Source organism: Streptomyces sp. NPDC043870 (assembly GCF_056435785.1).
On sequence record NZ_JBWKDT010000006.1, the window covers coordinates 167827 to 194171 of the forward strand.

Here is a 26345-nt window from a genome sequence, read left to right on the forward strand (position 1 = left end):
GGCTCCCAGGTGTATCGATCACGAGCGTCGCCGGCACTCGTGATCAATACACCTAGATCAGGCCGTGCTCCCGCAGATACTCCAGCTGCGCCCTGACGGAGAGCTCCGCCGCGGGCCACAGGGACCGGTCCACGTCCGCGTACACATGCGCCACCACGTCGGCCGCCGTGCTGTGGCCGTTCTCGACGGCCGTCTCGACCTGGGCGAGGCGGTTCGCACGGTGGGCGAGGTAGAACTCGACGGCGCCCTGGGCGTCCTCCAGGACCGGTCCATGGCCCGGAAGCACCATGTGCACCCCGTCGTCGACCGTCAGCGAGCGGAGCCGGCGCAGCGAGTCGAGATAGTCGCCGAGGCGGCCGTCGGGATGCGCGACGACCGTCGTACCGCGGCCGAGGATCGTGTCGCCGGTGAGTACGGCCCCGTCGGCCGGCAGATGGAAGCAGAGCGAGTCGGCGGTGTGGCCGGGGGTGGGAACGACCCGCAGCTCGAGCCCGCCGGTACGGATGACCTCGCCCGCCGCGAGCCCCTCGTCGCCGAGGCGCAGCGCAGGGTCGAGGGCGCGCACCTTGGTGCGCGTCAGCTCGGCGAACCGTCCCGCCCCCTCCGCGTGGTCCGGGTGCCCGTGGGTGAGCAGGGTCAGGGCGATACGCTTCCCGGCCTTCTCGGCGGTCGCGACGACGTTCTGCAGGTGTATGTCGTCCAGGGGCCCCGGGTCGATGACGACGGCGAGTTCGGAGTCCGGCTCGGAGACGATCCAGGTGTTGGTGCCGTCCAGGGTCATCGCCGACGCGTTGGGGGCCAGCACGTTGACCGCCCGCACTGTCGCCGGGCCGGACACGACCGCGTCGCGCGGCTGCCCCGGCAGCGCCGATGCGTTCGTCATGCGGAGCCTCCCGTGGATCCCGTCGGGATGTGCTTGGTGAATTCGTCGTGGCCGGGCCAGCTCAGGATCAGCTCGTCGCCCTCCAAGCGTGCCTGAGCGAGGATCGGAGTGAGATCCTGCTCGGCGGCCGCCGCGAGGGCGTCGCCGGCGGCCGCGTACCGGCCGAGCACCCGCAGCGTGGCGATCGTCGGCGGCATCATCAGCAGCTCGCCCTTGTCGTACCCCGCGGCGGCCTCCTCAGGCCTGATCCACACCGTACGGTCGGCCTCCGTGGAGGCGTTCCTGGTCCGCTGGCCCTCCGGGAGGGCCGCGACGAAGAACCAGGTGTCGAAGCGCCGCGGCTCGAATTCCGGGGTGATCCAGCGGGCCCACGCGCCCAGCAGATCCGAGCGCAGCACCAGACCCCGGCGGTCCAGGAACTCCGCGAACGACAGCTCCCGGTCGACGAGTGCCGCCCGGTCCGCCTCCCAGTCGTCGCCCGTGGTGTCGCCGACGACCGAGTCCGCGGTCTCACCGGCGAGCAGGACGCCCGCCTCCTCGTACGTCTCACGGACCGCCGCACACACGATGGCCTGCGCGGACGGCTCGTCCTCGACGCCGAGCCGGTCCTTCCACTCCGCGAGGGCGGGACCCGCCCACCGGACCGGCCTGGAGTCCCGCTCGTCCACGCCGCCGCCGGGGTACACGTACGCGCCTCCGGCGAAGGCCATGGAAGCGCGGCGGCGCAGCATGTGGACGTGTACGCCCTCGGGGCTGTCCTTGAGCAGCATCACGGTCGCCGCCCGTCTCGGGGTGACGGCGGCGAGCGCGCCCTCGGCGAGCGCCCGGATCCGGTCGGGCCATTCCGGTGGGTACCACTGACCATTGGACATGGGCGGATGCTATGCGCTCACGCCCGGATGTTCGAGGGGTGACCGGCCCGCCGCACCGCGGGCCGGTCACCGCCCGGTCACCTCACGCAGCGGCGTCGGAGTTACCGCGGAGCTTCACGTTCGCGGTGCTCGCGTTCCTGATCGCCGTCTCGATCTGAGCCATCGTCGACCCGGAGCCGATCCCCGGCACGGTGGCCGTGTTCAGCGCGTACAGCGTGAAGGTGTACGGATGGGTCGAGCCGCCGGGGCAGGGGCCGAAGTACTTCTTCGAGTTTCCCCCGCTGCCCATGGCCTTCTGTTTCGCCGGGCTCTGGCCCGGGACGTCGAATCCCGAACCGAGCCCCTCCGGCAGGGAGAGCCTGGCCGCGGGGATGTCCCAGATCGCCCAGTGGAGCTTGTTGCCGCCGTTCGCGACATCGGCGAAGACGATCGCGTACGCCTTGGCCGCGGTCGTCCCCGCGCCCCACGCCAGTGGCGGCGAGGCGTCCTGGCCCGCGGTGCCGTCCCCGGCGCAGGTGTACTTCGCCGGGATGGACGCGTTGTCGTTGAAGGCGCCGCTGGTCAGCTTGAACTCACCAGGCGTCGTGCCGCCCGAGTGGACGATGTCGATCCGCAGGATCCGGTCGTTCCCGGCCGTACCGTCCTTGTCGGTGGACGTGGTCAGCCAGATGTCGCCGTCGTGGTCGACCTCGACCGTGCGCAGCCGGTCGTACGTCCCCTGGAAGTACGTCTTCTGCTCGACCAGGCCGGCGGAGGAGTCGATCCGCATCCGGTAGACCCGCTCGCCGCGCGTCGTGGCGACGAAGACATGGTCGTTGATGATCGTCAGGCCACTGGGCGAGGCCGAGGAGACCGGCCAGGTCTTCTTCGGCGCGATGTAGCCGGAGCAGCTGCCCGACGTGCCCTCGCAGTTGGGCCAGCCGTAGTTGCCGCCCTTCTGGATGAGGTTGACCTCGTCCATGGTTCCGTCGCCGAACTCCGCCTGCCACAGCCGGCCCTTGGAGTCGAAGTCCAGGCCCTGCGGATTGCGGTGGCCCTTCGACCAGACGGCGTTGCCGAAGGGGTTGTCGGACGGGACGGAGCCGTCGGGGTTGATCCGCAGGATCTTGCCGTTGAGCGAGGTGTTGTCCTGCGCCCGCGACTCGGTCTGGGCATCACCCATCGACGCGTACAGCTTGCCGTCAGGGCCGAAGCGCAGCCGGCCGCCGTTGTGGAACCTGCTCTTCTCCATGCCCTGCAGCAGCACCTTGTAGCCGCTGAGGGTGTTCTTCTCCAGGGTCATCCGCGCGATGCGGTTGCCCTCGGAGGAGGTGTGGAGGAAGTAGAGGTAGTGGTCGGTGGTGAACGTCGGGCTGATCTCGATGCCCATCAGGCCGCCTTCGCCGCCCGTGGTCTGGGAGTTGGGCACCTTGCCGACCAGCGTCTTCGTACCGGACTTGGTCAGCTTGTAGACGTTGAAGGTGTTGCGCTCGGTGTAGATGCCGGTGCCGTCGGGAAGGAAGCCGAGGCCCCAGGCGACGTCCACGCCGCTCGCGAGGGTGGAGACCGCGCCCGGGTCGGGGGTGCCGCCCGGCCGGCTGTCGGCGGTCGTGACGGTGATCTCCGGGCTGAAGCCGGACTTGTTGCCCTTCGCGTCGTACGCCCTGACCTTGAACGTGTAGGCGGTTTCGGCGGTCAGGCCCGCGACGCTGGTGCCGGTCGTGTCGGAGGTGCCCGACAGAACTCCGTCGCGGTGGATCTCGTACCCGGTGACCTTCACATTGTCGGTCGAGGCGTCCCAGGCGAGGTCGACGGTGGTCGCGGTCTTCGCCGGGGAGCGCAGGTTCGCGGGGGCCGTCGGTGCCTGGTCGTCCGGCGGGGCGGGCAGGGTGGCGATGGTGACGGCGTTGCTCGCGACGGAGGCGTTGCCGGCCGCGTCGCGGGCGAAGACGGTCCAGTCGTACGTCGTCCCGGGGTCGAGGTTCTCGACGGTCGCCGCGAGCGTCGTACCGCTGACCTTCTTCATCAGCTGGCCGTGCTGGTAGATGTCGTAGCCGGTGACGCCGACGTTGTCGGTGGCGGCGTCCCAGGCGAGCGAGACGGTGGTGGCCGTCGGCTCCTTGTCCTTGCGCAGATTCGGCGGCGCGGTGGGCCGCTCGGTGTCGGCGGGGCCTGTCGCGGTCACGGTCAGCTTGTCGAGGTTCGGCCCGTCGACGCCCGAGGTCGTGGCGCGGATCTTGTTGCTGCCCGCCTTCAGCACGGCGTTGACGGAGACGGTCTGCCAGGTCGTCCAGGCGCCGGTGGCCGGGAACGACCGGTCGTCGGCGACGGTGACGCCGCCCACGGCGATGTCCAGCGGACGGTCGGCGGTGGCGCTGGCGTAGCGGAAGTCCAGCTTCGCGTCGGCAGCCTGCGCCGAGTCGACGGTGAACTCGACGTACGCGCCGCTGACGGCCGAGAAGTTGACGAAACCGGTGCCGGAGTGGCCAGCGTGGTTGGACTCGACGGCGCCCTGCGAGATCGTCGCGGACTCGGCCTCGTACCGTACGACGGTGGCGGCCGCGGGCTGGGCGGCCGAGCTCGGACTCGGCAGCGCCACGGCTGACGCCGCGGTGGCCGCGGCCACGAGGGCACCGACCGCTCGGCGCGGTCTGCGGGGGATTGGTGCCACGGGATCCTCCCGATTCAGATGGATAGGAAAGGTTCCTAACCACGAACAGGGCACACCCGTGGGCATGGCCACGTCAAGGGATGATGCAAGGGATTGCCGAAAACGCGAGTGCGGCCCCGAGCCCGCCGGGAAACGGGGCTCAGGGCCGCATACGTACTGACCGGCGATTCAGTCCTGGACGAGCTCCACCTGGATCTCGATCTCGACCGGGGCGTCCAGCGGCAGCACCGCGACACCCACGGCGCTGCGCGCGTGCACGCCCTTGTCGCCGAGCACCGCACCGAGCAGCTCGCTCGCGCCGTTGATGACGCCCGGCTGCCCGGTGAAGTCGGAGGCGGAGGCGACAAAGCCGACGACCTTCACGACACGGGCGATACGGTCCAGGTCACCGGCTACCGACTTCACGGCGGCCAGCGCGTTCAGCGCACAGGTGGCGGCCAGCTCCTTGGCCTCCTCCGCGGTGACCTCGGCGCCTACCTTGCCGGTGACCGGAAGCTTGCCCTCCACCATCGGGAGCTGACCCGCGGTGTAGACGTACGGGCCGGACTGCACGGCCGGCTGGTACGCGGCCAGCGGCGGTACGACCTCCGGCAGCGTCAGGCCGAGCTCGGCGAGCTTCGCCTCGACGGCGCTCACCGCGGCCATCAGGCCTTCTCCCGCTTCAGGTAGGCCACGAGCTGCTCGGGGTTGTTCGGCCCGGGAACGACCTGGACGAGCTCCCAGCCGTCCTCGCCCCAGGTGTCCAGGATCTGCTTGGTCGCGTGCACGAGAAGGGGCACGGTCGCGTATTCCCACTTGGTCATGGTGCCGACTGTAGCCGCACGGGCGGGCAGCCTCGTGACGCAGCCCGGCCGGGTCCCGTGCCGCAGCCCGGCCGACCCGTCGACGCGGCCCGGCCGGTCCAGTGGCGCAGCCCGTGGGCAGCCTCACCCACACAAGCCGACCCGGGGTCGCTTAGGCGGCGGGGCGACTGGTTAGGCTCGAAGGCGTGAGCAGGCTTCAGGTCGTCAGCGGCAAGGGCGGTACCGGTAAGACGACGGTCGCCGCGGCCCTCGCGCTCGCCCTCGCGACCGAGGGAAAGCGCACCCTCCTCGTCGAGGTCGAGGGCAGGCAAGGCATCGCGCAGCTCTTCGAGACGGAGGCGCTGCCCTACGAGGAACGGAAGATCGCCGTCGCCCCTGGCGGCGGCGAGGTCTTCGCGCTGGCCATCGACGCCGAGCGGGCCCTCCTCGACTACCTCCAGATGTTCTACAAGCTGGGCTCGGCGGGCCGCGCCCTGAAGAAGCTCGGCGCCATCGACTTCGCGACGACGATCGCCCCGGGCGTCCGGGACGTGCTGCTGACCGGCAAGGCGTGCGAGGCCGTGCGCCGTCGGGACAAGAAGGGGCAGTACGCCTACGACCACGTCGTCATGGACGCCCCGCCCACCGGCCGCATCACCCGCTTCCTGAACGTCAACGACGAGGTGGCGGGCCTCGCGAAGATCGGCCCGATACACAATCAGGCGCAGGCCGTGATGCGGGTCCTCAAGTCGGCGGAGACGGCGGTGCACTTGGTGACGCTGCTGGAGGAGATGCCGGTCCAGGAGACCGCGGACGGCGTCGCCGAGCTGCACGACGCGAGCCTCCCCACCGGCAAGGTGATCGTCAACATGGTGCGGCCGCACATCCTCGACGAGGAGGCGGTGCGGACCGCCGCGACCACGAGCCGCCGCAAGGACATCGCCGCATCGCTCACCGCGGCGGGTGTCAGCGGCGCGGCCAGACTGGTCACGCCGCTGCTGGAGCAGGCCGCCGAGCACGCGCAGCGCGTCGAGCTGGAGCGCGAGCAGCGCGGCGTGCTGAGCGCGCTCGATCTGCCGACGTACGAACTTCCCCTGCTGAGCGAGGGGGTCGATCTGGCCGGGCTGTACCAGCTGGCGGCCGAACTGCGGAAGCTCGGTGTGAACGGGGAGAACGGATAACGCATGACGCCGTCCATGACGCATGGCATCGCGCTGCAGGACACGCCGCTGCTCGACATCGATCCGCTGCTGGCCGACCCGGGGACCCGCATCATCGTGTGCTGCGGCGCGGGCGGGGTCGGCAAGACGACGACCGCGGCAGCCCTGGGCGTACGGGCGGCGGAGCGCGGCCGCAAGGTGGTCGTCCTCACCATCGACCCGGCCCGTCGGCTGGCCCAGTCGATGGGGATCGATCTGCTCGACAACACCCCGCGCCGGGTGGAGGGCATCAAGGGCTCCGGGGAACTGCACGCCATGATGCTCGACATGAAGCGCACCTTCGACGAGATCGTCGAGGCGCACGCGGACCCGGCACGGGCCCGCGCCATCCTGGAGAACCCCTTCTACCAGTCCCTGTCGGCCGGCTTCGCGGGCACACAGGAGTACATGGCGATGGAGAAGCTGGGGCAGCTGCGGGCGCGCGACGAGTGGGACCTGATCGTGGTCGACACTCCGCCGTCGCGCTCGGCGCTGGACTTCCTGGACGCACCGAAGCGGCTCGGCTCCTTCCTGGACGGCAAGTTCATCCGGCTGTTGATGGCCCCGGCGAAGATGGGCGGCCGGGCCGGGATGAAGTTCCTCAATGTCGGTATGTCGATGATGACCGGAACGCTCGGCAAGTTGCTGGGCGGTCAGCTCCTGCGCGACGTACAGACCTTCGTGGCCGCGATGGACACCATGTTCGGCGGGTTCCGTACCCGCGCGGATGCCACATACCGGCTGCTGCAGGCGCCCGGCACGGCGTTCCTCGTGGTCGCCGCCCCGGAGCGGGACGCGCTGCGCGAGGCGGCGTACTTCGTGGAGCGCCTGGCGGCGGAGGAAATGCCACTGGCCGGACTGGTGCTCAATCGGGTCCATGGCAGCGGCGCCGCCCGGCTGTCGGCCGAGCGGGCGCTCGCCGCCGCAGAAAATCTTGATGAGGGCCGCATTGTGGATCAGGGGGCCGGGAAGGCTGGTGTTCGTGACACCACGGACCCCTCTCCCGCCGTGGAGTCGGCGCCCGAGCCCTCCTCATCGCAGGCGACCCCCGAGCTGACCGCAGGTCTGCTGCGCCTGCATGCCGAACGGATGCAGGTGCTCGCGCGTGAACAGCGAACGCGCGACCGCTTCACCGCACTCCATCCCGAGGTGCCCGTGGCCGAGGTGGCCGCCCTGCCGGGGGATGTGCACGACCTCGCAGGACTTCGGGCCATCGGTGACCGGCTCGCGACCGGTGGGTCTCCGGCCGGAGCTGCGTAACGGCACATCCGTACCGGCGGACAGGCCCTAGCCCACAGCCGCGTACGTCTCGTAGGTCTCGTCGTCCTCCAGGCCCACGGGCAGGATGCCCGCGCTCCGCTCGTACTCGGTACGTGCGGTCTCGAGCAGCCGGCGCCAGGAGGTCACTGTGGGGCGCCTGCGCAGCAATGCGCGCCGCTCCCGCTCGGTCATGCCACCCCATACGCCGAACTCGACACGATTGTCGAGCGCGTCGGCCAGGCACTCGGTCCGCACCGGGCATCCGGTGCACACCGCCTTGGCCCTGTTCTGCGCCGCTCCTTGTACGAACAGTTCATCCGGATCGGTAGTGCGGCAGGCTGCCTGCGCACTCCAGTCGGTTACCCAGCCCATGCCGGCGCCGTCCTCTCCCGAATCGAGGCTCCCCCACGGCGGCAGAGGCATATTCACCGCTGCCAGTTGAGGACGTTACGGAAGGTGGGCACAGCGCAACACCCCCTTCGGGCCCAATCTTGAATGGCCCGAACGGACTATGCGTACGCGGCAGATCACCCAGGGGAGTGAGCTGAGGGTATACGTAACAATTCCGACAATCCCGGGCAGTTGAGTCCTGGCGACAGGGGAGGTCGTCGCCTCGGGGCAGCCGGGGGGTTGGGCGAAGATGGGTGGGGGTGTCGCGGGGTATTGATACGCAACCGCACTGCTGTGACAGTTGAGAGCAGCTTAGGCCAAGGCCTATACGCGTGTCCGGCGAATGAGAACGTAGGCTGCCCCCATGGCAAACAAGCGCTCGGGCGGAGGTCTGACCGGGACCCAGCAGGCCGCCAAGTTCCTCGGTGTCAGTGTGCTCTCCGGAGCGGTGCTGGCAGGCATCGCCCTGCCCGCCGCCGGCGCGCTGGGGCTCGCGGCCAAGGGCACGGTCGAGGGGTTCGACGAGATCCCCGCCAACCTCAAGACTCCCCCGCTGAGTCAGCGCACGACCATCCTGGACTCCAAGGGCGGCCAGATCGCCACGGTCTACTCGCGCGACCGCACGGTCGTCCCGCTCAAGGACATCTCGCCGTACATGCAGAAGGCGATCGTCGCGATCGAGGACGCGCGCTTCTACGAGCACGGGGCGATCGACCTCAAGGGCGTGCTGCGCGCGGTCAACCGCAACGCGCAGGAGGGCGGCGCCGCCCAGGGCGCCTCGACCCTCACCCAGCAGTACGTCAAGAACGTCTTCGTCGAGGAGGCCGGTGACGACCCGGACAAGGTCGCCCAGGCCAACCAGAAGACCATCGGCCGCAAGGTCCGCGAGCTCAAGTACGCGATCCAGGTCGAGGAGGAGCTCGGGAAGAAGAAGATCCTCGAGAACTACCTCAACATCACCTTCTTCGGCCAGCAGGCCTACGGCATCGAGGCGGCGTCCAAGCGCTACTTCTCCAAGTCCGCGAAGAACCTGAAGCTGGAGGAGGCGGCGATGCTCGCCGGCATCGTCCAGTCGCCGAGCCGCTACGACCCGGTCAACGACGAGAAGGAAGCCACCATGCGGCGCAACACCGTGCTGCAGCGGATGGCCGACATCGGTGACATCTCCCAGGCCGAGGCCGACAAGGCCAAGGAGGCCCCGGTCAAGCTGAAGGTCAGCAAGCCGAAGAACGGCTGCATCACGGCCGTCAACGGCTCGGGCTTCTTCTGCGACTACGTCCGTGAGGTCTTCCTCTCCGACCCCGTCTTCGGCAAGACGAGGGAGGACCGGGCGAAGATCTGGAACCAGGGCGGCCTGACGATCCGCACGACCCTGGACCCGCAGGCGCAGCGGTCGGCGCAGGACTCCCTGAAGGATCACGTCTACCAGGGCGACAAGGTCGCGGCGGCGGTCACGATGGTCGAGCCGGGCACCGGCAAGATCGTCGCGATGGGCCAGTCCAAGCCGTACGGCTTCGGTACGAACGAGACGCAGATCAACTACTCGGTCAACCAGAAGATGGGCGGCTCGAACTTCGGCTTCCCGGTGGGCTCGACGTTCAAGCCGTTCGTGGCCGCGGCCGCGCTCGAGCAGGGCAGGCCGCCGACGCAGACGTACCCGGCCCCGTACCAGATGCCGTACCCGGACTCGATCTCGACCTGCACCGACAAGCCGTGGCGGAACCAGGGCTTCTCACTGGAGAACGAGAACGAGAAGGAGGTCGGCCCCTACGCCCTCAAGGAAGCGATGGCGAAGTCGGTCAACACCTACTTCGTGCAGATGATCGCGGACATAGGGCTCTGCCCGGTCGTGGAGATGACCGACAAGCTGGGTGTGGTGCAGGGCAACGGCGCCAAGCTGCCCGTGTCGCCGTCACCGCTGACCCTCGGCTCCACCGGTATCGCGCCGCTGACGATGGCCAACGCGTACGCGACGTTCGCGAACCGCGGTACGTACTGCACGCCGACCGCGATCGAGTCGATCAGGACGGCCGACGGCAAGAGCCTCAAGGTGCCGCGGTCCGAGTGCGGCCAGGTGATGTCGGAGCGGACCGCGGACACCGTCAACACGCTGCTGCGCGGTGTGGTCGACTCCGGCACCGGCCAGCAGGCCGGGCTGACCGACCGGGACAACGCGGGCAAGACGGGTACGACGGACGAGCGGCGGAACGCCTGGTTCGTCGGCTACACCCCGAACCTGGCGGGTGCGGTCTGGGTCGGCAGCGCCAGCCAGAAGGTGCAGATGGTGAACATCACCATCGGCGGGCAGTACCACGACAAGGTCTTCGGTGGTCAGGTCCCCGGTCCGATCTGGAAGGACGCGATGTCGGGTGCGCTGGAGGGCAAGGAGGCCCCCGGCTTCAACACGGTCGACATCCCGGACCCGCAGAAGGACAAGGACGAGGAAGGTCCCGACGGCAGGCCCGGTAAGCCGGGCAAGCCCGCCAAGCCCGGCGACCAGAAGCCACCCGTCATCGTCCTCCCCCCGGACCTGATCGACGGCACCGATACCCGCAGTCGGACGGGCGGGGGCACGAGCAGCGGCCAGCCGCGGCGCTGACGCGCGTGCGCTGAGAAGGGCCCCGGTGCTTGGCACCGGGGCCCTTCGTCATGCGGATGAGCGACCGCCGACGAGGCGGGGGGCCCAACGTCAGCCCGCGAGCAGCTTCTTGACCGCCGCGGCTACGCGGCCGCCCTCCGCGCGGCCCGCCACCTTCGGGTTCACGATCTTCATGACCGCGCCCATCGCGCGCGGCCCCTCGGCGCCGGCGGCCTTCGCCTCCTCGACCGCCTGGGCCACGATGCCGCTGAGCTCGTCGTCCGTCAGCTGCTTCGGCAGGTAGGCGTCGAGGATCTCGCCCTCCGCCGTCTCCCGGTCGGCCTGCTCGGCGCGACCGCCCTGGGCGAAGGCCTCGGCCGCCTCGCGCCGCTTCTTCGCCTCCTTGGCGATCACCTTCTGCACCTCGTCGTCGGAGAGCTCACGCGCCTCCTTGCCCGCGACCTCCTCCTTGGTGATCGCGGAGAGGGTCAGCCGGAGCGTCGAGGAGCGCAGCTCGTCTCGTGCCCTGATCGCCTCGGTGAGGTCTTCCTGCAGCTTGGACTTGAGCGTGGTCATGATTCCTTCATAGCCTTTTCACCTGGACCCGGTCAATTGAGTTTTCGCAGGTCAGCGGCGACTCGACACGGCTCCGCACGTTGGCTCGGACGACTGAGGCTCCGCGAGCCAGGCGCGGGCGTACCGACTGGACAGGGGAACGGCAGCGATCTACTGCCGGATCTCACACGTCGACGACGACGAACGAACGGGCGTGGACCGGCAAGAGCGTATCTGCCGGCAAGGGCGTTCGGACTCCCAGCGCTGCTACAGGGCAGCAAGCGCCGCGCCGCTGGACGAGTTTGTCGGTGACGCCGCGATCAAGCTTCTGGAGCGCGTGGACGTACCCACGAATTTTCTGGGAGAAGGCTTCGCTCTTCTCGATGGAAACGCCGGCCCCCAGGATTCGGTCGGTCTGCGATGCCGAACCGTCCTCTTTCCTTCGCCACGAGATCAGCTCGAAGTGGCGAAGGAAAGAGGACGGGACCAGGTCAGGCCCAGCTGCCCTTTCCTCCTCCGGTTCCCAGGACGGTGGAGACAGCCCCGGCTTCGAAGTGACCCAGGAGTTTATGATCCTTGTTGAAGAAGTTGACGTTCACGTACAACGCGGTGGCGTTGTACTGGAAGGAGACGGTGTCGCGGTAAAGCGCGTTTATGTCGTCCGTGTAGACGTCGCCAAACAGGGCGCCGCCACCGGCGCTGCCTATACCGCCTGCGTTGCCGGTGAAGGTTTTCCCGTTCTTGACGGTGACGCCCCATCGTGTGTAGAAGATGGCGCTGGCGACCTTGCCCGTTGCGGGGTACCTCGTCGCGAGGGACAGCAGAGCCTCCACGGCGGCGTCGATCTCGCGCTGCTCCATAATGCCGTGCATGGAGGTCGCGAAATCATTGGCAATAATGTCGGGGCTCACTGCCCTCTGTGTCTTTTGCTCCGTCATTTTGCCCTCCTGATGCTTTTTCGGGATGAGTGCCGCCGCTGCGGAGGCACTTTTTCAAAACTAAGTCGTTGATCATCGCCATGCGCGGCACGCTAGACCAAACGGGTGATGCACGTTGTGATGCACGTTTACGACGGCTCGTAACCGCTGCGGTATTCCAGACGCAAAAGCCATGTGCCGTGTGTGGGCCTGCCGCCAAGGAGTGATCGCCTGCGGCCGGCAGCGGCATGACCTCGCACGCTGCCCGGGGCGATCCCCCGCCCGCCCTCCGCCCGTAAGCCGACGGACACATCGTGGCCGTTCCCGGGTGGGGCGGGCGTCGGTTCCTGGCCACCGGCCGTTGACAGGCTGCCCGCATGCCCGACATCCGCCTCCCCGTCGACACACGCCGCTGCCAGTTGCTGGGGCTGACCGGCTCGGCGGCTCTGGCGGCGGGCGGCGTGGCCGTCGGCGCCGTCCCCGTACGGGAGGTGCTCGCGCCGCAGTCGGGGCCCGCCGCGCTGGGTCTGGCCGCGGCGTACTTCGGGCTGGTGCTGCTGATCGCCGCCTGGGCGCTGCTCGGACGGGCGGTTCGCGGGCCCGAGCCGCCGTCCCCCCGCACCCTGCTGCTCACCCTCGCCCTGTGGGCGGCGCCGCTGTTCGTCGCGCCACCGCTGTTCAGCCGGGACGTGTACAGCTATCTCGCGCAGGGAGCGATGGTCGACGCGCAGATCGATGTGTACACGCACGGCCCGTCCCGGCTCGGCGGCCCCCTGACCGCCGAGGTCGCACCGATCTGGCAGCACACCCCGACCCCGTACGGCCCCGTCTTCCTCGGCTGCGCCGCCGCGATAGCCGGGTTCGCCCGCACCGAGGTGTCCACCGGCGTCCTCGCCATGCGACTGGTGGCCCTTCTCGGGGTGGCGCTGATGGTGCTCTGTCTGCCTGCGCTCGCGCGGCACTGCGGCGCCGACCCGCGCACCGCGCTCTGGCTCGGCGCGCTGAACCCGCTCCTGCTGCTGCACCTCGTGGGCGGCGCCCACAACGACGCCGTCATGCTGGGCCTGATGGGCGCGGGCCTGGTCGCGGCACTCGGCCGCTGGCCGGTCGTCGGCGCCGTACTCGTCACCCTCGCCGCGCTGGTGAAGGCCCCGGCCGCGCTGGGTCTGCTCGCCGTCGCCCTGCTCTGGGCCCGACGGCTGGACGGCCGGTACCCGCGGCTCCGGGCCCTCCTGGCCGTCGGCGGCACCTCCGCCGCAACCACCGCCGCGACGACCGCCCTGACCGGCACCGGCTACGGCTGGATCGCCGCCCTCGACACGCCCGTCTCACCGCAGAACTGGTCGCTGACCTCCTCGCTCGGCAGGATGACCGGGGCCGTACTGACCGGCGCGGGCAGCGGCCTCGCCGAATTCGCGGTGCCCGCCTGGCACCTGGCCGGTCTCGCCGCCACCGCGCTCGCCGTGCTCGCGTTCTGGAAGCGGCACCATCTGCGCCGCCCGGTCTACGCGCTGGGACTCAGCCTGATGGCCATCGCCCTTCTGGGGCCGGCGATCCGCCCGTGGTACGTACTGTGGGGACTGTTCCTGATAGCCGCCGCGGCGCCCACCGGCTCGGTGCGCCTGCGACGGGCCGCGGCGGTGGCGAGTGGCATTCTTGCCCTCGCGGTACTGCCCAGCGGCTTCGCACCGGACAATAATCAGCTTCTGATCGCGGTTGGTGGAAGCACTCTGGGGGTAGCGGCGCTGTGGTGCGCATACAAGCTGACGGTGCGGGCAGCCAGGAAAGCTCCGCTGAACACGCCGGGCGACGGCCCGACACGCGATACGCATCCGCTGGGCAGCACGGCATGAGGCTCCCCACGACCACCCGCAGCCGCGTCCTCGTCGCCCTGGCCATGTCGGCCGTGGTCACGTTCTTCCTGGCGACCGTGCCCTTCCACCGGAACTGGTTCGACCTCCACGTCTATTACGGAGCCGTCGACCACTGGATCGGCGGCGGGCCGATCTACGACTACCTCAAGCCGGGCACGCACTACGGCTTCACGTACCCGCCCTTCGCGGCCCTGTGCATGCTGCCGATGACCCTGGTCGGCTGGGACGGCGCCCTGGCGATCAGCCAGCTGATGAACCTCGCGGCGGGCGCCCTCATCCTCTATGTCTGCGCCGACGCGACGATCCGCCGGGAGAGCCGTCACCGGTGGTTCGCCTACTCCGTGGCGGCCTGCGCGTTCGCCCTGCTGGAACCGGTCCGCGACACGGTCAGCTTCGGCCAGGTCAATCTGCTTCTGCTGGCGCTGGTCCTGGCCGACTGCTGGCTGCTGACGGCCGGGCGGGAACGCTTCCCCGCGCTCGGCCGGCTGGCCGGAGTCGGCATCGGACTCGCCGCCGCGATCAAGCTCACTCCGGCGATCTTCATCTGCTATCTCCTGGTCACCCGGCGGTACCGGGCGGCCGGTGTGGCCACGGCGGTCGCGGGCGGGGCCACCGCGCTGGCCGCGTGGGTCGCGCCGACCGCGTCGCGTACGTACTGGACCGAGGCGATGTGGAACACCGACCGCGTCGGCTCACTCGCCTATGTCTCCAACCAGTCCTGGCAGGGCATGCTGGCCCGGCTCACCGAGCCCATCGCCGAGCCCAGCCGGGCGGTCTGGGCCATCGGCGTACTGCTCCTGCTGTGGCTGTGGGCCCGTCGTGCCCGGCAGGCCGTCGCCGCCGGCGACGAGCTGGCCGGCTTCGCCCTCACCGGCATCGCCGCCTGCCTGGTGAGCCCCGTCACCTGGGTGCACCACCTGGTCTGGCTCATCCCCGCCCTGGCCGTCCTCACCGACGCGGGACTGCGCGCGGCCCCGGGCGGGCCCCGCCGCCGCCGGCTGCTGACCTGGGCTCTGGCGAGCTACGCCATCCTGTGCAGCAGCATGGTCTGGCTGTGGCGCTGGAACGACGGCGGCGTGCCCGGTTTCTTCGGCAGCAACGCGTACGTCTGGATATCGCTGATCCTGCTGCTCCTGCTTCCGCTCGGCCGGGCAGCGCGCGGGGACGGGCCGTACGACGGCGGCGACCCGTCTGCAACGATGGGCGCATGCGCGCACGCCACGGGATCCCCCTCAAAATCGGTGCCGGCATCGCGGCAGCCGGCGCAGCCGGCATCGCCTACGCCGCCGGGTTCGAAGCCCGTTCCTTCCGGCTCAGGCGGGTGACGGTACCCGTCCTGCCGCGCGGGATGCGCCCGCTGCGCGTACTCCAGGTCTCCGACATCCACATGGTGAGCGGACAGCGCAAGAAGCGCGCCTGGCTCCAGTCCCTGGCGGGCCTGCGCCCCGACTTCGTCGTGAACACCGGCGACAACCTGTCTGATCCGAACGGCGTCCCCGAGGTGCTCGACGCCCTGGGTCCCCTGATGGACCTGCCCGGCGTCTATGTCTTCGGCTCCAACGACTACTACGGCCCGACGCTGCGCAACCCGGCCCGCTACCTGCTCGAGAGGGTCCAGGGCCGCCACGGCCTCAACGGCAACGCCCCGGCGGTCGGCGTCGTCCACAACCCGTGGGAGGACATCCGGGACGCCTTCGACGCGGCGGGCTGGGTCGGCCTCAACAACGCCCGCGGCCGGCTCAAGCTCGAGGGCGGCCTGGAGCTGGCCTTCACCGGCCTGGACGACCCCCACATCAAGCGTGACCGCTACGAATCGGTCGCCGGCGGCCCGGAACCGGACGCCGACTTCTCCCTCGCCGTCGTCCACGCCCCCTACCTGCGCTCCCTCGACGCCTTCACCACCGAGGGCTACCCCCTGATCCTGGCGGGCCACACCCACGGCGGCCAGCTGTGCATCCCCTTCTACGGCGCCCTGGTCACCAACTGCGACCTCGACACGGACCGCGTGAAGGGCCTCTCCACCCACGAGGTGGCGGACCAGCTCTCCTACCTCCACGTCTCGGCGGGCTGCGGCACCAGCCGCTACACCCCGGTACGATTCGCCTGCCCACCGGAGGCGACACTGCTGACCCTGACCGCGCGCGGCTGAACAGGGGCCGATCGCGGTCGGCCCTGGTGAGGCCCCCGAAAAACCGGATTTCGTCTCCGGGCGCGGGTGGGCTAAAGTAAACGACGTCGCCGCGAGAGCGAGCGACATCGGGGTGTAGCGCAGCTTGGCAGCGCGCTTCGTTCGGGACGAAGAGGTCGTGGGTTCAAATCCCGCCACCCCGACAGTGAAACACCAGGTCAGGCCCGGTGCTGAGAGATCAGCACCGGGCCTGACTTGTTCTCCAGAGGCTCTCTGGAGAAATCCTGGAGAAGATCTTGGAATTCCGTCTCCAGACCAGTGCCCTACCGGCGAGCCTTCAGTAACGCGTCGAGGGCAGCCACGGGCGAGCCGGGGCTCATTGCCCGGCGTGCGTCCAGCGCTTCCTCCCACATCCCGGTGAGCGCGATCATCAGCGTCTGCCGCATCCCGGACGTGATGTGGTCATAGCGGGACTGCACGGAACCGTCCTCGTGGCCCATGCGTTCGTCCATGAGCTTCGGCGGAGTTCCCACTTCTCTCATAAGGGTCTTGTGCGTATGGCGCAGCCCGTGCGGTGTCAGCCCCGGAGCGATCGGCACCCAGCACGCCTCAGCCCGCTTGGAGGCTCCTCGCCCGCGGGCCGGAATCCCGGGCCACGGCTCAGCGACCACGGGCACCGGGTGCTCCTCCTGATTGCCGCGCCCGGGGTACCGCCCCGTGGCAGCCGGCCGAAAAAGCCAGGTGGCGAATCCGGAGCGTCGCCAATGTGCGGCCAACTCCCCCGATCCCGCGTTACGGACGTACCCGAGATCGGTCACGGCCTCCAGCACCTTTAGCCGCGTCGGCTCCGCCACAGCGTCTGGGCGGTTGAGGACGTTGGAAACGGTGCCGGTCGAGACGCCGGCACGGCGAGCCACGTCAGCGACCTTCGCTCCCGGACGGGTGACAGAACCGTTTGCGGTGCCGTGACTGCGGAAGACGTAGGCCAGTCCGTGGCACTCACACGGCTTCGGCTTCGTCTGGGCAATGTGGCCTGCAAGAAGCGAGGCAAGGAAATCCGGCGTATCGATGTCCCGGTAGGAGTCATCCTTGGGCGGGCAGCGGTGCAGTTCACCGGTATCCAGCTCGTAGAGCTGCCACTCCACGCGAATGCTCTTCGGCCGGACGAACTCGGTCTCAAGGCCCACGACTTCACCCCAGCGCATGCCTGTGTAGCCCTTGACGATGCAGCCAACGAACTCATCGTCGCGGCCGGACAGCAGCGCCATCCGCTCCGCGAGCATCAGAATCCCGATTGCCGTCGTGACCGCCTTCTCCGGGCCACGGTTGCGTGAGCGACCGGCGCGTTTTCCCCTTCCGCGCCGCTTGGTTGCCGGGTTGGAATCGCGCAGCCCCTCGTCGACGGCATCGGCAAGGATCAGGTGCAGCGTCGCTCGCCATGTCTTGACGCTGGCAGCCGCGTAGGGCACGGCGCGTTCGCGCTTCTCCCACGCAGCAATGTCGGTGTTCAGGATGTCGGCGATGGCGAAGTCCTCGAATGCAGGGAGCAGATGCTCTTCGATGTGCCGCCGGTAGTTCTGCATGGTGGACGCCGCCAAGTCCTGCGCGGCGTACCAGCGGCTCACGTAGGTACCGAAAGTGATCCGCTCCGGAGGCGCCTTCTTCGTTCCCGCCAGCAGCTTCGCCTCTTCGGCATCCGCCGCCTTCTTAGCGGCAGCCTTGGTCCGGAAGCGGATGGCATCACCATCTGCATCGCGGACCGTTGCGTACTTGCCGGGCGCGAGCTTGTACCGGCCGCGCCAGTAGCTGCCGAGGTTCTCGGCATAACCCAACTTGGTCTCCTCATAGACGGGTGTGCCGCCCGGTGGACCACCGGGCGGCACACGGGATCAGGCTGCGCTGGACTGCGATTGGCTGTGTCGCGCCCTGCGCGGTGTCCTTGCCTTCAGGGAGGCGACGGGCACCGGCGTTGTGGCCGCCCGACGACGCGGTGCAGGTGCGGCTGGGGCAGCGGCGCTATTGGTCTGGGCGGGACGGCTCTCGAAGATGCGCATGATCTCTGCGAAGTGCTCGGCCGTGAACCGGTAGCTGCCGGCGGGCTTCGTAAAGGGGATGCGTCCCCGGCGCGCCTGCTCCTTCACCCACCACTCGGAGCAGCCAAGGGCTTGGGCGACATCCGCAGCGGAGTGGAGCTGAGGCAGGCCAGTGATCTTCTGACTCACTTTCGCGTCTCCTCTGGAGTTCACTTCGGGTCTTCTCAGAACCCGGACCTGTCCGAGGTTCGAATTTCTGCGTCACCGCGTCACCAGCGTCATTCACGCTCCTGACCTGCGGTTATCGGTGACGGAGAGCGGGAGGGCGTGCGTCACTGGGGTGGCTGTGTGCGTCACGGCGTGACGCAGGTGACGCAGGATGACGCAGGCGGGCCGGTTCTGCGTCACGCCTGTTCCGGCAGGTCAGGGGCCGGTTTCCGGCGCGTGTGACGCAGGTGACGCAGCGTTCCCCTACGTAGGAAAAAGGGAGGGGTGGTGTCTGTTGTTGTGCGTGGCTCAGGACGTGAAGAAGGAGCCGCTGCGCGGCGCGTCCTTGGGGCGGTGCTGCGCACCGAACAGCAAGAGGAGCACGCCTGGCGCGTTGGGCCGGGTGCTCTTCTTGCTGTTGTGCGGTGACCTTGGTTCAGAACGCGGCTTCCTGCTGAGGCTCGGGCGCTCCCACAGGATCGGAGAGCTCGATGTAGCGGGCCTCGCGGGTGCGCCCCCAGTCGACGACGAGGCCGCGGGCGGCGAGGGTGGGCTGGAGGCGCTTGAGCCGGTCGGAGAGCACCTTGCCGGTGGTCGGCCACCCCTTGGGCAGGGGCCGGCAGTCCTCGCCGCTGTACAGACTGGTGAGGCGGTGCAGCCACTCCGCGGACGTCATCCGCTCCTGCGCCCCGGCCTGCATGCCGGCCGCGTACTGCAGCACGGTCTGCGCGAGCAGATCCCCCTCGATCACGTCGTCGTTCAGGTCGTCCAGCCCGGCACGATAGGCCGCCAGCGCGCCGAGACCGGTTGCTGCGTCGAGCTGCGCGCACAGGTGGGCGAAGTCCGCCATGCGCAGGTCCGTCGGCGTCTCGGCGGTGGCAGCACGGACCTTGACGGTCAGGTCCAGCAGGGAGCCGAGCACGATGGGCAGGACGTCCGCGTACTCCGCCCACAGCTCCGCTTCGGTGCGCCGCACCTTCGGCCGTTCAAGCCGGAGCGGCAGGAGCCGTTCGGCGAGGTCGGGGCGGATGACTCCGACGTCGATGCCGGTCAGGAGCAGGGGGCGGCGGTAGCGGGCGCGGAAGACGTCTCCGTCGGTGAACAGGGCGCGCTTAACGCTCTCGGCTCCGGTGACGATGCAGCACATGGCGTCGGACAGGTCCGGGGTCATGTGGGAGAGGTTGTCCAGCGCGGTGACCCATCCCGCCGCGACCGCCGCGATCAGGTTGTCCTCGTCTTTCGGGGCGCGGCGAAGGTCACTGCTCATGCCTTCGATGATCCTGATGAGCATCCGCCCACCGGTGGACTTTCCTGCCCCTTGCGGGCCGGTCAGGAAGGGAGCGGGGACGGGCACGGAGGGTTCCAGGCAGCCGATCAGCCAGGCCATGGCCAGGCATTCGGTCTCCGCGGTGGCGAAGTTGCAGAGCCTGAACAGCAGGTCGATGCCCTTGCCGTTGGTGTCTTTGGCGGGCAGGGGCAGTTCCCCGGTGAGCTGCGTGCGCCGCCAGCACACCTCGCGCGGATCGGGAATGGCGATGTCCCATCCGGTGGGGTGGATGCGGACGGACTGTCCGTCGGTGCGGCCCAGGTCGAGCCACGTTGCCCCGTCGAAGCCGGGCGCGACGCGGATGTGGATGGGCTGTACCTGCTCCGTCAGTGCGAGTGCTTCGATCAAGTCGAGTGCCTCCTTCATCGCGGTGCCGTTGAACACGCCGAGTCCGTCACGGAACAGGCCGACCATGAGTTCCTGCCGGTGGCTTCCGGTCGTGCCCTGGGAGCGGATCGGGCGGGCCACGGGGTGGCCTTTGCGCTGGGCGTAGACGGTTCCATCCGCGGTGCGGAAGTAGCGGAAGCGCTCTTGCGCGTAGTCGGCGATGACCTTCCGCGCCGGATTCTTCTCGTCGTCCTCCATGGTCAAAGTCCCAACCGGGCGCGGGCATTGGTCCAGGCGTCGGCGCAGTGCCGGGCACTCTCGCCCTTCGCCTGAGCAGCGGTGAACAGGCGCGCGACGTGGTCCTCCGTGAGGCAACTGCACCGGCCGTGAGTCGAGAGCACCGCCAGGAACGTTCGGTACACGGCGTTGTGCACGCCGCTGGTGGCCTCGGTGATGCGCTGCTCCGCCATGGCGATGCCGCGCTCCAGGAAGGCGGGCGTGCGGTGGCGGCACTCCCCGCCCCCGGCCGGCGCGGGAACCTTGACGGCCAGGCACGCGGGAGACGCGGGCTTGGCCACAGTGAGCGCGCGCACGACATCGGGCAGGGCGGTCATGGTGCCGGTCCCGAACCCGAGCCACCGGGCGTAGGACATCGTGGACTTGATGTCCACGCCGGGCCGCACGCCGTTGACGGAGGTCATAGCCCCGCGGTAGAGCCAGTGCTCACCGCGGGTGGTGGGCACGGTCTGTGTGGTGGGAAGAGTCTTGCGGGCCCACGCGATGGCGTTGGCGTTGTCCAGGTCCACCACGGTGAGGCCGGCGCCGCCGGGGTGGTAGGCGACCGCCGCCGCGCCACGCCAGGCACGGGCCCATTCCGTGGAGGTGAGGGTCTCGGGATCGGTGGTGGCGGCGGCCCAGCCGTGGCAGGGTCCGGGGCAGGTGCAGGGGCCGGGGGTCTTCATGTGGGGGCGCCCGCCGCACGCGGTGTACAAGCAGGCGAGGCAGTTGGCGAAGGGCACCTTGCCCTTCCTCAGCGGCAGCACGGGCACCCCGGAGGCTGCCAGGGTCAGTGCGGTACGCAGGTGCTCTCCCCGGATGTCGGTCGGTTGGGTCATGCTGGGAGACCTCCACAGGTCTGTTGATGGCAGGTGGACAAGGGCGGCCCCGGTTCTTTGGCGAGATGCGGGGGCCGCCCTTGGCGTACCTAGTAGTGATCGCGGGCGTCGCAGAAGTCGCAGTCATCGTCGTGCGGGCAGTCGCAGCCGCACGGATGCAGGGCGCCGATGCAGGAGCACTGGCACATGCCCTCCCCGCACGGCTCCTCCTCCGGCCCGCTCTCGGGACCGCTGTAGGTGAGCGGGCTGATGGCGCTGTGCGCGAGATCCAGGCATTGGGCGAGGCCGCCGGCGTTTTCCATGGCCGTGATCAGGAAGTTCTGGGTGGAGGCGACGTGCCGAGCCGGGTCCTCCCCGTCGGCGGATCCCAGGTGCCCGATGGTGGTCAGGACATCGAGCGCGGTGCCGATCTGCTCGATGGCCTGCGGGAGCCGCTGGGCCAGGGTCTTCAGCGCCGCGATGGCGTCGTATGCCTCTCCCGGGTACGTCAGCCCCGGAGTCCCAGGACGGGCAAGGGTGCGGTGGTTGAACTCGCGGATGGCTTCAGCCGCCTCGCGGGTGAGCTGGGCGGGTTCGGCGGTGGTGGTCGTCATGCTGCCTCCTGGTCAGTTGTGCAGGTGGGTGTGGGAGCGGGAGAAGGTCCCGCGGGTGTGGGTGGTCACGTGGGTGTTCTTGGTGACCGGCCCGGTGTAGACCGCCTTGGAGACGCTGCGCTTGGCGCGGGAGAACGCGGCGCCGATCGAGAGCGCGGCGAAGGCGATGCCGGAGAGGAGGACGCCCATGCAGACGACGCCGGTGACGCTCATCGAGGCGAATCCCTTCAGCACGAGCCAGACGCCGCAGCCGACGCCGGTGGTGCCGGCGCCGATGCCGAGGGAGGCGACCGCGGTTCCTGCGGCCCAGGCGGGCACGATCCGGCGGTCGTTCTGCCAGACAGGCTGCGCGTCCCCGACGGTCGGCGGCTCGGTGGTGTCGCGGTAGGACGTCGGTATGGGCGCCGGGGGCGGGGCGGGGCGGTAGACGTTGTCGATGATGCGGCGGGCTTCGGCGTTGGCCTCGGCGTCGCTCATGCGCGGCCACCAGTTGGCCGGGGTGTTGGTCTCGCTCACGGCCGTGCCTCCCTTCGGGGTTAGGTGATGTTGGATGCGGCGTTGATGAGGGCCTGTATGGCGGCGCGGATGGCGGTGGAGGCTCCGGTGTCGGCGGTGAAGAACCCGAAGAGGAACACCGCGAGCGCGGCGCCCGCGCCGACGTGGCGGGAGCGGATGAGGACGAAGGTGAGGAGCCCGAAGAGGGCGACGGCGGACAGGGTGACGATCACGAACGGCCTCCCAGCAACGGCCGGCGGGCAGCACCCGAACCCGGGTGCTCCCCGCCGATGGCTTGTCGTCTGACTTGTCGTGCGGCTTGTCGCTTGTCTTGTCGCCTTGCTTGTCTTGTCGCTTGTCGCCTCGCAGGTCACAAGCCGTTTGAGACCCCCACGCACCCCGAGGACGGGTGTTCGCGTGGGGCGGACGACAGGCGACAAGCGCTACTCGCCCGGGGGCGATTCGGGCGTGTGGTCGCGGTGGACGTAGCGGGCTTTGGTGCCCTCCCCGACCCGCACCGCGGTGCCCTCGTCGGCCCACGCCTTGAGCCATCCCACGACCGTCTGCCGGGTCGTGCCGTACTCGTCGGCGAGCGCGCGGGCGATCGCGGATGCCCCGGTGCCGTCCGGCCCGGCCGCGAGCAGCGCGGCGAGCGCGGCCCGCTGCGCGGGACTGTCCTGCTCCGGCTCCTTGCGCAACGCGGACAAGTTCAGCCCCGAGGACGCGGGCGGCGGGGTGTCGGGGTCGGGGGCGGTAGCGAACTGGGCGTCGATCTCCTCACGAAACCGACGCAGCAGGTCATCCTCCCCGCCCGCCTTCCCAGCCCGGTTGGTGCGGTGGGCGGACAGGTTCAGCCCACCCCCGGCACCGGGTGCGGACTGTTCGGTGCCGGGTGCGTCTGGGGTGAGGTCGCGCATCCACGCGGTGCGCTCCGCGTCCCACCGGCGCGCGTAGTCCGCACCGGCCGCGTTCGCGGACACCGTGTCCAGGCGCGGGTGCCGGTCGCTGGTGGCGATGGTGATGTCGCGGATCTGGGAGGGCTTGATCCGCCATGCCTTGAACAGCGCCCCGGGGGATTCGGGGGTGCCCATGAACCCGGCGCCCTTGAACGGCGCCTGATCCACCCGCAGTCCCCGGCGTCCGGGAAACATCTTCGACAGGTCCATGCCCTCGGTCTCGCCGCCGGTCAGCGCAACGCGGACCTTGGCTTCACGGCGGATCATCAGGTTGCCCAGCACGCTGCCCGTTGCTCCGAGCGCGGTGATGATCGTGCGTCCTCCCATCGAGCGGTGCATGCGGATGAACTCCAAGATGCGCTTGGCGAGTTCCTTCATCCGCCGGTCAGTGGAGACCAGGATCTCCGCGCCCTCGTCGATGACCAGCATGATCTGCGGAATCTTCGCGCTCACCGGCAACAGGTCGGTGTCATGCTTGGCCAGCAGGTCCTGGTAGCCGCGCTTGCGGGCCAGGCCGATAGCGATCGCCGCATCGAGCAGCTTCAGGGCCTCCTCGTAGGTGCCGGCGAGCCAGTCGATACCGGGCCGCACCGGGGAGCCATCGGCCTGCCTCAGCTCACCCGCGAGCGCGGGGCGAACCCAGGGCAGTCCGGCGGATCCGGCGTTCAGGTCGATGACCCAGGTCAGCATGTCGGTGGTGCGAGAGCATCCCCCGATGATGCCGTGCAGCAAGTTCGTCTTGCCCGATCCGGTCGGCCCGACGACCAGGGCGCACTGTTCGCGCAGGTAGGCGCGGACTTCGTCCCCGTTGGTGCGGAACCCCCAGGGGATGCCGGTCAGGATCGACAGCGGCGTGTAGTCCTCGGGGTAGGTGCGGGCTTCGGACAGGACGTTGCGGGTGGTGACGTCCACAATCGCCCGGCCCTGGTGGGCGCCGGGGCCGACCGCGGCGGTGCAGCCGTGCGGCAACTTCGCATCGGCGGACAGGGCCGCGGAGTGCTGGGCGATGCGGTCGTAGGTGATGCCGCCCTGCGGTTCGAGATCGAGGGAGTAGCCGTTGCCGGTCTCCCACATCTCCACCGCCAGCACGCGCACGGTGATGTTGCAGATCCGGCGGATCCGCTCAACCCACTCCGCGGCGATCTGGCGCCGCTCCGCGCTCAGCTCCTGCGCGACCTGGCGCCGCTCGGCGGCCAGGGCCTCCTCCTCGCGGGCCTCTTCGTACAGGGCGACGGAATGGGCACCGGCACCCATGCCGACGCCGATCGTGGCGAGCGAGCCGAGGGCCGCCCACGAGAGGGGTCCGGTGGTCATGGCCCAGGTGGTCCACCCGGCGCCGACCAGCCACGATGCGGCCTTGAAGGCGAGCGTGCGGCCCGCATTGCGGACCTTGAGTCCGGCGACGGTGTGGCCGAGGGCTCCGGCGCCGCCGACAGCGAGCGCCCACATGGGGGGCATGCCGGTGGCGGCGCCGGTGGTGGCGATGGCCAGGGCTCCGGTGGTCGCGGACAGAGCGCCGGTCACGGGTCCGTGACCGGCGCTCCAGTCCAGCACCGGGCCACTGTCCGCCTGCTTCCTCTTCTTGTTCGCGGCAGTGGTGGCACTCATGTCAGACGTTCCAGCCCTTCTCGGCCTCCGGACCGTTCCGGGGGTCCTCGTGACGGGCGATGTCCTGCTCGTGGGCCTGGCGGAACAGCGGGCCCATGTCCTCGGCGACCGCGACGGCGGACATGAGGGCGCCGAAGATGTCGTTGAAGCCGTCCGCGACTTCCTTCTCCAGCGGGAACTCGCTGTCGGCGCGCTCGGCGAGGGTCTTCATCACGTTCGCGACGCTGGTCAGCGCGGCGGGGAGGCTTTCGACCATGGCGAGGATCTCCATGGCGTTCTCGGGGTCGTAGGACTGTGCGGCCTGCTCCATCTCGGCTGCGTGCTCTTCGAACTGGAACCCGGACACGTGCTCTCCTTCACTACTGGTCGATGACGTGTGATCGGTGCTGTTCGGGACGGGCCCGGCCGGGCGCTCCACCCGGTCCCCGAGCCCGTCCGTGACGTCCTTGGCGGCTTCCTGCTCTGCCGCGTCCTCGGCGGCGGCCTGTTCCTCGCGGATCGCCGTATCGCGCTCGGCACGCTGGTCACGGGCCGCGCCGGTCAGCCGCTGGTAGAGGCGCCGACCGGGGTGGACCAGCCAGGGCAGGCCCAACTTCCGGCCCAACGGGCTCGCCAGGAACCCGAGGAGACCGATCGGGAGCGCGAGCAGTGCGGCCAGGGCGCGGCGCCCGTGGAAGCGCGCTGCAGACCGGCGCAGAGCCTTCCTCGCGGCCTGCCGGGCAGGCGCCTTACGCACGCTCGAACGCCCGGCGGCTATCTTCCGAGCGGTGGCCGCATCCCGGCGCGCCCGCTGCTTGGCAATGGCGGCCTGCTTGACCGCACGCGCTTTGTGGCCCGCGCCCCCGAGCATCCGGCCGGCCAGACCACCCGACCGCGCCCGCGTCTTGCTGGCATCGGGCTTGGGGGTGTTGCGGCGAGCGTCGGCCACCGCGCGCCGGGCCGCGGACGTCTGCTCCCGCTTCTGCGCCCGCGACGCACCGGCCTGCTTCTGCGCCTTGCGCAGCGCCTTGACCTGCCCGGCCTTGGACAGCACACCCGCCACACCACCGCGACCGGCGCTTTTGAGTCCGGCGGGCTTGTTCAGCGAGGCCGGAGCGCGGTGCTTGACCGCCCCCGACCGGCCCCGCCCAGCGCCCGGTCCGCGCCGCTTCTGGCCGGGCACCTTGCCCGAACCGCCAGCCGTACGGCCACCGGCTGAACTGGCCTTCCGCCCAGCGGTGTTGAGTCCGCCGGAGCGGTGGCGTGCGGCGTGCTGCCGGGCCGCGGCACGCGCGGCGGCCCGGCGGGCAGCCTGCTTCGGACGCGGATTGCGGCTGCGGTAGGAGGCGAGGGTGCCGAACACGACCATGCCCGTCGCGGCGACCGCCGCGGCGATCGGCCCGCTGGCCAGACCGGCCGCCGCAATCGTGGAGACCGTCGCGTTCGCACCGGACAGGGCAAGCGGAGCGACCGGCCAACCACCAGGCGCGTCCTCTACCTGGGTGTTCTTCTGCTCATCCGCCCTGTCCGCAGCCTGTGCAGGGGGCGGTGCGGGCGGAATGTCGGTGGCGGCGGGGGCCACTACCGCTTCCGTACTGGTGTCGGTCATGCTGAGAG

22 protein-coding genes, 1 tRNA gene and 1 pseudogene are annotated in these 26345 nt (G+C 69.8%); 7 read left to right on the top strand and 17 right to left on the bottom strand.

Translation table 11 applies throughout. From position 1 onward, the window contains the following. Positions 1–52: 52 nt before the first annotated feature. From AC0699_RS10735 to AC0699_RS10755, 5 genes are all read right to left on the bottom strand, one after another. Positions 53–883 carry an MBL fold metallo-hydrolase gene (locus tag AC0699_RS10735; RefSeq protein WP_478658240.1) on the bottom strand — a complete coding sequence of 277 codons (831 nt, stop codon included), beginning with the start codon at positions 881–883 and terminating at the stop codon, positions 53–55. Further along, on the bottom strand, positions 880–1755 hold the full coding sequence (locus tag AC0699_RS10740) for an NUDIX hydrolase (RefSeq protein ID WP_478658243.1): 876 nt from the start codon (positions 1753–1755) through the stop codon (positions 880–882). Before AC0699_RS10740 ends, AC0699_RS10735 begins: the two co-directional genes overlap by 4 nt. Positions 1756–1837: 82 nt before the next feature. Beyond that, positions 1838–4396: a PQQ-dependent sugar dehydrogenase gene (locus AC0699_RS10745; RefSeq protein WP_478658563.1), complete on the bottom strand. Its 2559-nt coding sequence runs from the start codon at positions 4394–4396 to the stop codon at positions 1838–1840. A gap of 177 nt (positions 4397–4573) precedes the next feature. Further along, complete coding sequence (locus tag AC0699_RS10750; RefSeq protein ID WP_478658566.1) at positions 4574–5041, bottom strand: RidA family protein; 468 nt, start codon at positions 5039–5041, stop codon at positions 4574–4576. 8 nt (positions 5042–5049) lie between these two features. Beyond that, positions 5050–5208: a Sp36 family protein gene (locus AC0699_RS10755; protein ID WP_003967454.1), complete on the bottom strand. Its 159-nt coding sequence runs from the start codon at positions 5206–5208 to the stop codon at positions 5050–5052. A gap of 185 nt (positions 5209–5393) precedes the next feature. Here AC0699_RS10755 and bagA point away from each other — a divergent pair, with 185 nt between their 5' ends. Both bagA and bagB read left to right on the top strand, forming a co-directional pair. Then, a complete protein-coding gene (gene bagA, locus AC0699_RS10760; protein ID WP_478658246.1) occupies positions 5394–6368 on the top strand; it encodes an ATPase BagA in 975 nt (324 codons plus the stop codon). A gap of 3 nt (positions 6369–6371) precedes the next feature. After that, positions 6372–7646, top strand: coding sequence for an ATPase BagB (bagB, locus tag AC0699_RS10765; RefSeq protein WP_478658249.1), 1275 nt, complete (start codon positions 6372–6374; stop codon positions 7644–7646). Between the two features lie 27 nt (positions 7647–7673). Here bagB and AC0699_RS10770 read toward each other — a convergent pair whose 3' ends face one another. After that, the gene (locus AC0699_RS10770; protein WP_266381103.1) at positions 7674–8018 is read right to left on the bottom strand and encodes a WhiB family transcriptional regulator; all 345 of its coding nucleotides are present in this window, start codon (positions 8016–8018) and stop codon (positions 7674–7676) included. Between the two features lie 382 nt (positions 8019–8400). On the opposite strand from AC0699_RS10770, the gene AC0699_RS10775 reads away from it, so the two are divergent. Continuing rightward, complete coding sequence (locus AC0699_RS10775) at positions 8401–10635, top strand: transglycosylase domain-containing protein (protein WP_478658252.1); 2235 nt, start codon at positions 8401–8403, stop codon at positions 10633–10635. Positions 10636–10725: 90 nt separating this feature from the next. On the opposite strand, the gene AC0699_RS10780 is transcribed toward AC0699_RS10775, so the two are convergent. Together AC0699_RS10780 and AC0699_RS10785 are read right to left on the bottom strand one after the other, a co-directional pair. Then, the gene (locus AC0699_RS10780; protein WP_478658253.1) at positions 10726–11190 is read right to left on the bottom strand and encodes a GatB/YqeY domain-containing protein; all 465 of its coding nucleotides are present in this window, start codon (positions 11188–11190) and stop codon (positions 10726–10728) included. 470 nt (positions 11191–11660) lie between these two features. After that, a pseudogene (locus AC0699_RS10785) lies at positions 11661–12143 on the bottom strand (VapA/VapB family virulence-associated protein); the annotation flags it as partial. Positions 12144–12472: 329 nt separating this feature from the next. Here AC0699_RS10785 and mptB point away from each other — a divergent pair. The 4 genes from mptB (at position 12473) to AC0699_RS10805 (ending at position 16291) form a co-directional block, all read left to right on the top strand. Next, positions 12473–13939 (top strand): polyprenol phosphomannose-dependent alpha 1,6 mannosyltransferase MptB, encoded by a 1467-nt coding sequence (gene mptB / locus AC0699_RS10790; protein WP_478658569.1) that lies wholly within the window; start codon positions 12473–12475, stop codon positions 13937–13939. Then, a complete protein-coding gene (locus AC0699_RS10795; RefSeq protein ID WP_478658255.1) occupies positions 13936–15285 on the top strand; it encodes a glycosyltransferase 87 family protein in 1350 nt (449 codons plus the stop codon). Before mptB ends, AC0699_RS10795 begins: the two co-directional genes overlap by 4 nt. Beyond that, positions 15168–16109: a metallophosphoesterase gene (locus AC0699_RS10800; RefSeq protein ID WP_478658257.1), complete on the top strand. Its 942-nt coding sequence runs from the start codon at positions 15168–15170 to the stop codon at positions 16107–16109. The genes AC0699_RS10795 and AC0699_RS10800 overlap by 118 nt, the downstream gene beginning before the upstream one ends. 108 nt (positions 16110–16217) lie before the next feature. Beyond that, positions 16218–16291: transfer RNA gene (locus AC0699_RS10805), tRNA-Pro, on the top strand. A 120-nt stretch (positions 16292–16411) separates the two neighbouring features. Here the strand turns inward: AC0699_RS10805 and AC0699_RS10810 are convergent. The 9 genes from AC0699_RS10810 to AC0699_RS10850 all read right to left on the bottom strand — a co-directional run bounded on the left by AC0699_RS10810 (position 16412) and on the right by AC0699_RS10850 (position 26337). After that, a complete protein-coding gene (locus AC0699_RS10810) occupies positions 16412–17920 on the bottom strand; it encodes a tyrosine-type recombinase/integrase (protein WP_478658259.1) in 1509 nt (502 codons plus the stop codon). A gap of 57 nt (positions 17921–17977) precedes the next feature. Beyond that, on the bottom strand, positions 17978–18310 hold the full coding sequence (locus AC0699_RS10815) for a helix-turn-helix domain-containing protein (RefSeq protein ID WP_478658261.1): 333 nt from the start codon (positions 18308–18310) through the stop codon (positions 17978–17980). A gap of 454 nt (positions 18311–18764) precedes the next feature. Further along, complete coding sequence (locus AC0699_RS10820; RefSeq protein ID WP_478658264.1) at positions 18765–20240, bottom strand: ATP-binding protein; 1476 nt, start codon at positions 20238–20240, stop codon at positions 18765–18767. A gap of 2 nt (positions 20241–20242) precedes the next feature. Next, positions 20243–21097 (bottom strand): bifunctional DNA primase/polymerase, encoded by an 855-nt coding sequence (locus AC0699_RS10825; RefSeq protein WP_478658266.1) that lies wholly within the window; start codon positions 21095–21097, stop codon positions 20243–20245. Between the two features lie 89 nt (positions 21098–21186). Next, a complete protein-coding gene (locus tag AC0699_RS10830) occupies positions 21187–21690 on the bottom strand; it encodes a hypothetical protein (protein WP_478658269.1) in 504 nt (167 codons plus the stop codon). 12 nt (positions 21691–21702) lie between these two features. After that, on the bottom strand, positions 21703–22206 hold the full coding sequence (locus tag AC0699_RS10835; protein WP_478658271.1) for a hypothetical protein: 504 nt from the start codon (positions 22204–22206) through the stop codon (positions 21703–21705). Between the two features lie 20 nt (positions 22207–22226). Continuing rightward, complete coding sequence (locus AC0699_RS10840; RefSeq protein WP_478658274.1) at positions 22227–22418, bottom strand: hypothetical protein; 192 nt, start codon at positions 22416–22418, stop codon at positions 22227–22229. Between the two features lie 210 nt (positions 22419–22628). Continuing rightward, positions 22629–24749, bottom strand: a complete 2121-nt coding sequence (locus AC0699_RS10845; RefSeq protein ID WP_478658275.1) for a hypothetical protein — start codon at positions 24747–24749, stop codon at positions 22629–22631. 1 nt (position 24750) lies between these two features. Continuing rightward, positions 24751–26337: a hypothetical protein gene (locus tag AC0699_RS10850; protein ID WP_478658277.1), complete on the bottom strand. Its 1587-nt coding sequence runs from the start codon at positions 26335–26337 to the stop codon at positions 24751–24753. Positions 26338–26345 lie beyond the last annotated feature (8 nt).

Excerpts from the sequence above, each read along its gene's own strand:
- AC0699_RS10735 (WP_478658240.1), bottom strand. The coding sequence starts at position 883 with ATGACGAACGCATCGGCGCTGCCGGGGCAGCCGCGCGACGCGGTCGTG.
- AC0699_RS10740 (WP_478658243.1), bottom strand. The coding sequence starts at position 1,755 with ATGTCCAATGGTCAGTGGTACCCACCGGAATGGCCCGACCGGATCCGG.
- AC0699_RS10755 (WP_003967454.1), bottom strand. The coding sequence starts at position 5,208 with ATGACCAAGTGGGAATACGCGACCGTGCCCCTTCTCGTGCACGCGACC.
- bagB (WP_478658249.1), top strand. The coding sequence starts at position 6,372 with ATGACGCCGTCCATGACGCATGGCATCGCGCTGCAGGACACGCCGCTG.
- AC0699_RS10770 (WP_266381103.1), bottom strand. The coding sequence starts at position 8,018 with ATGGGCTGGGTAACCGACTGGAGTGCGCAGGCAGCCTGCCGCACTACC.
- AC0699_RS10775 (WP_478658252.1), top strand. The coding sequence starts at position 8,401 with ATGGCAAACAAGCGCTCGGGCGGAGGTCTGACCGGGACCCAGCAGGCC.
- AC0699_RS10780 (WP_478658253.1), bottom strand. The coding sequence starts at position 11,190 with ATGACCACGCTCAAGTCCAAGCTGCAGGAAGACCTCACCGAGGCGATC.
- AC0699_RS10795 (WP_478658255.1), top strand. The coding sequence starts at position 13,936 with ATGAGGCTCCCCACGACCACCCGCAGCCGCGTCCTCGTCGCCCTGGCC.
- AC0699_RS10800 (WP_478658257.1), top strand. The coding sequence starts at position 15,168 with ATGCGCGCACGCCACGGGATCCCCCTCAAAATCGGTGCCGGCATCGCG.
- AC0699_RS10820 (WP_478658264.1), bottom strand. The coding sequence starts at position 20,240 with ATGGAGGACGACGAGAAGAATCCGGCGCGGAAGGTCATCGCCGACTAC.
- AC0699_RS10825 (WP_478658266.1), bottom strand. The coding sequence starts at position 21,097 with ATGACCCAACCGACCGACATCCGGGGAGAGCACCTGCGTACCGCACTG.
- AC0699_RS10830 (WP_478658269.1), bottom strand. The coding sequence starts at position 21,690 with ATGACGACCACCACCGCCGAACCCGCCCAGCTCACCCGCGAGGCGGCT.
- AC0699_RS10845 (WP_478658275.1), bottom strand. The coding sequence starts at position 24,749 with ATGAGTGCCACCACTGCCGCGAACAAGAAGAGGAAGCAGGCGGACAGT.
- AC0699_RS10850 (WP_478658277.1), bottom strand. The coding sequence starts at position 26,337 with ATGACCGACACCAGTACGGAAGCGGTAGTGGCCCCCGCCGCCACCGAC.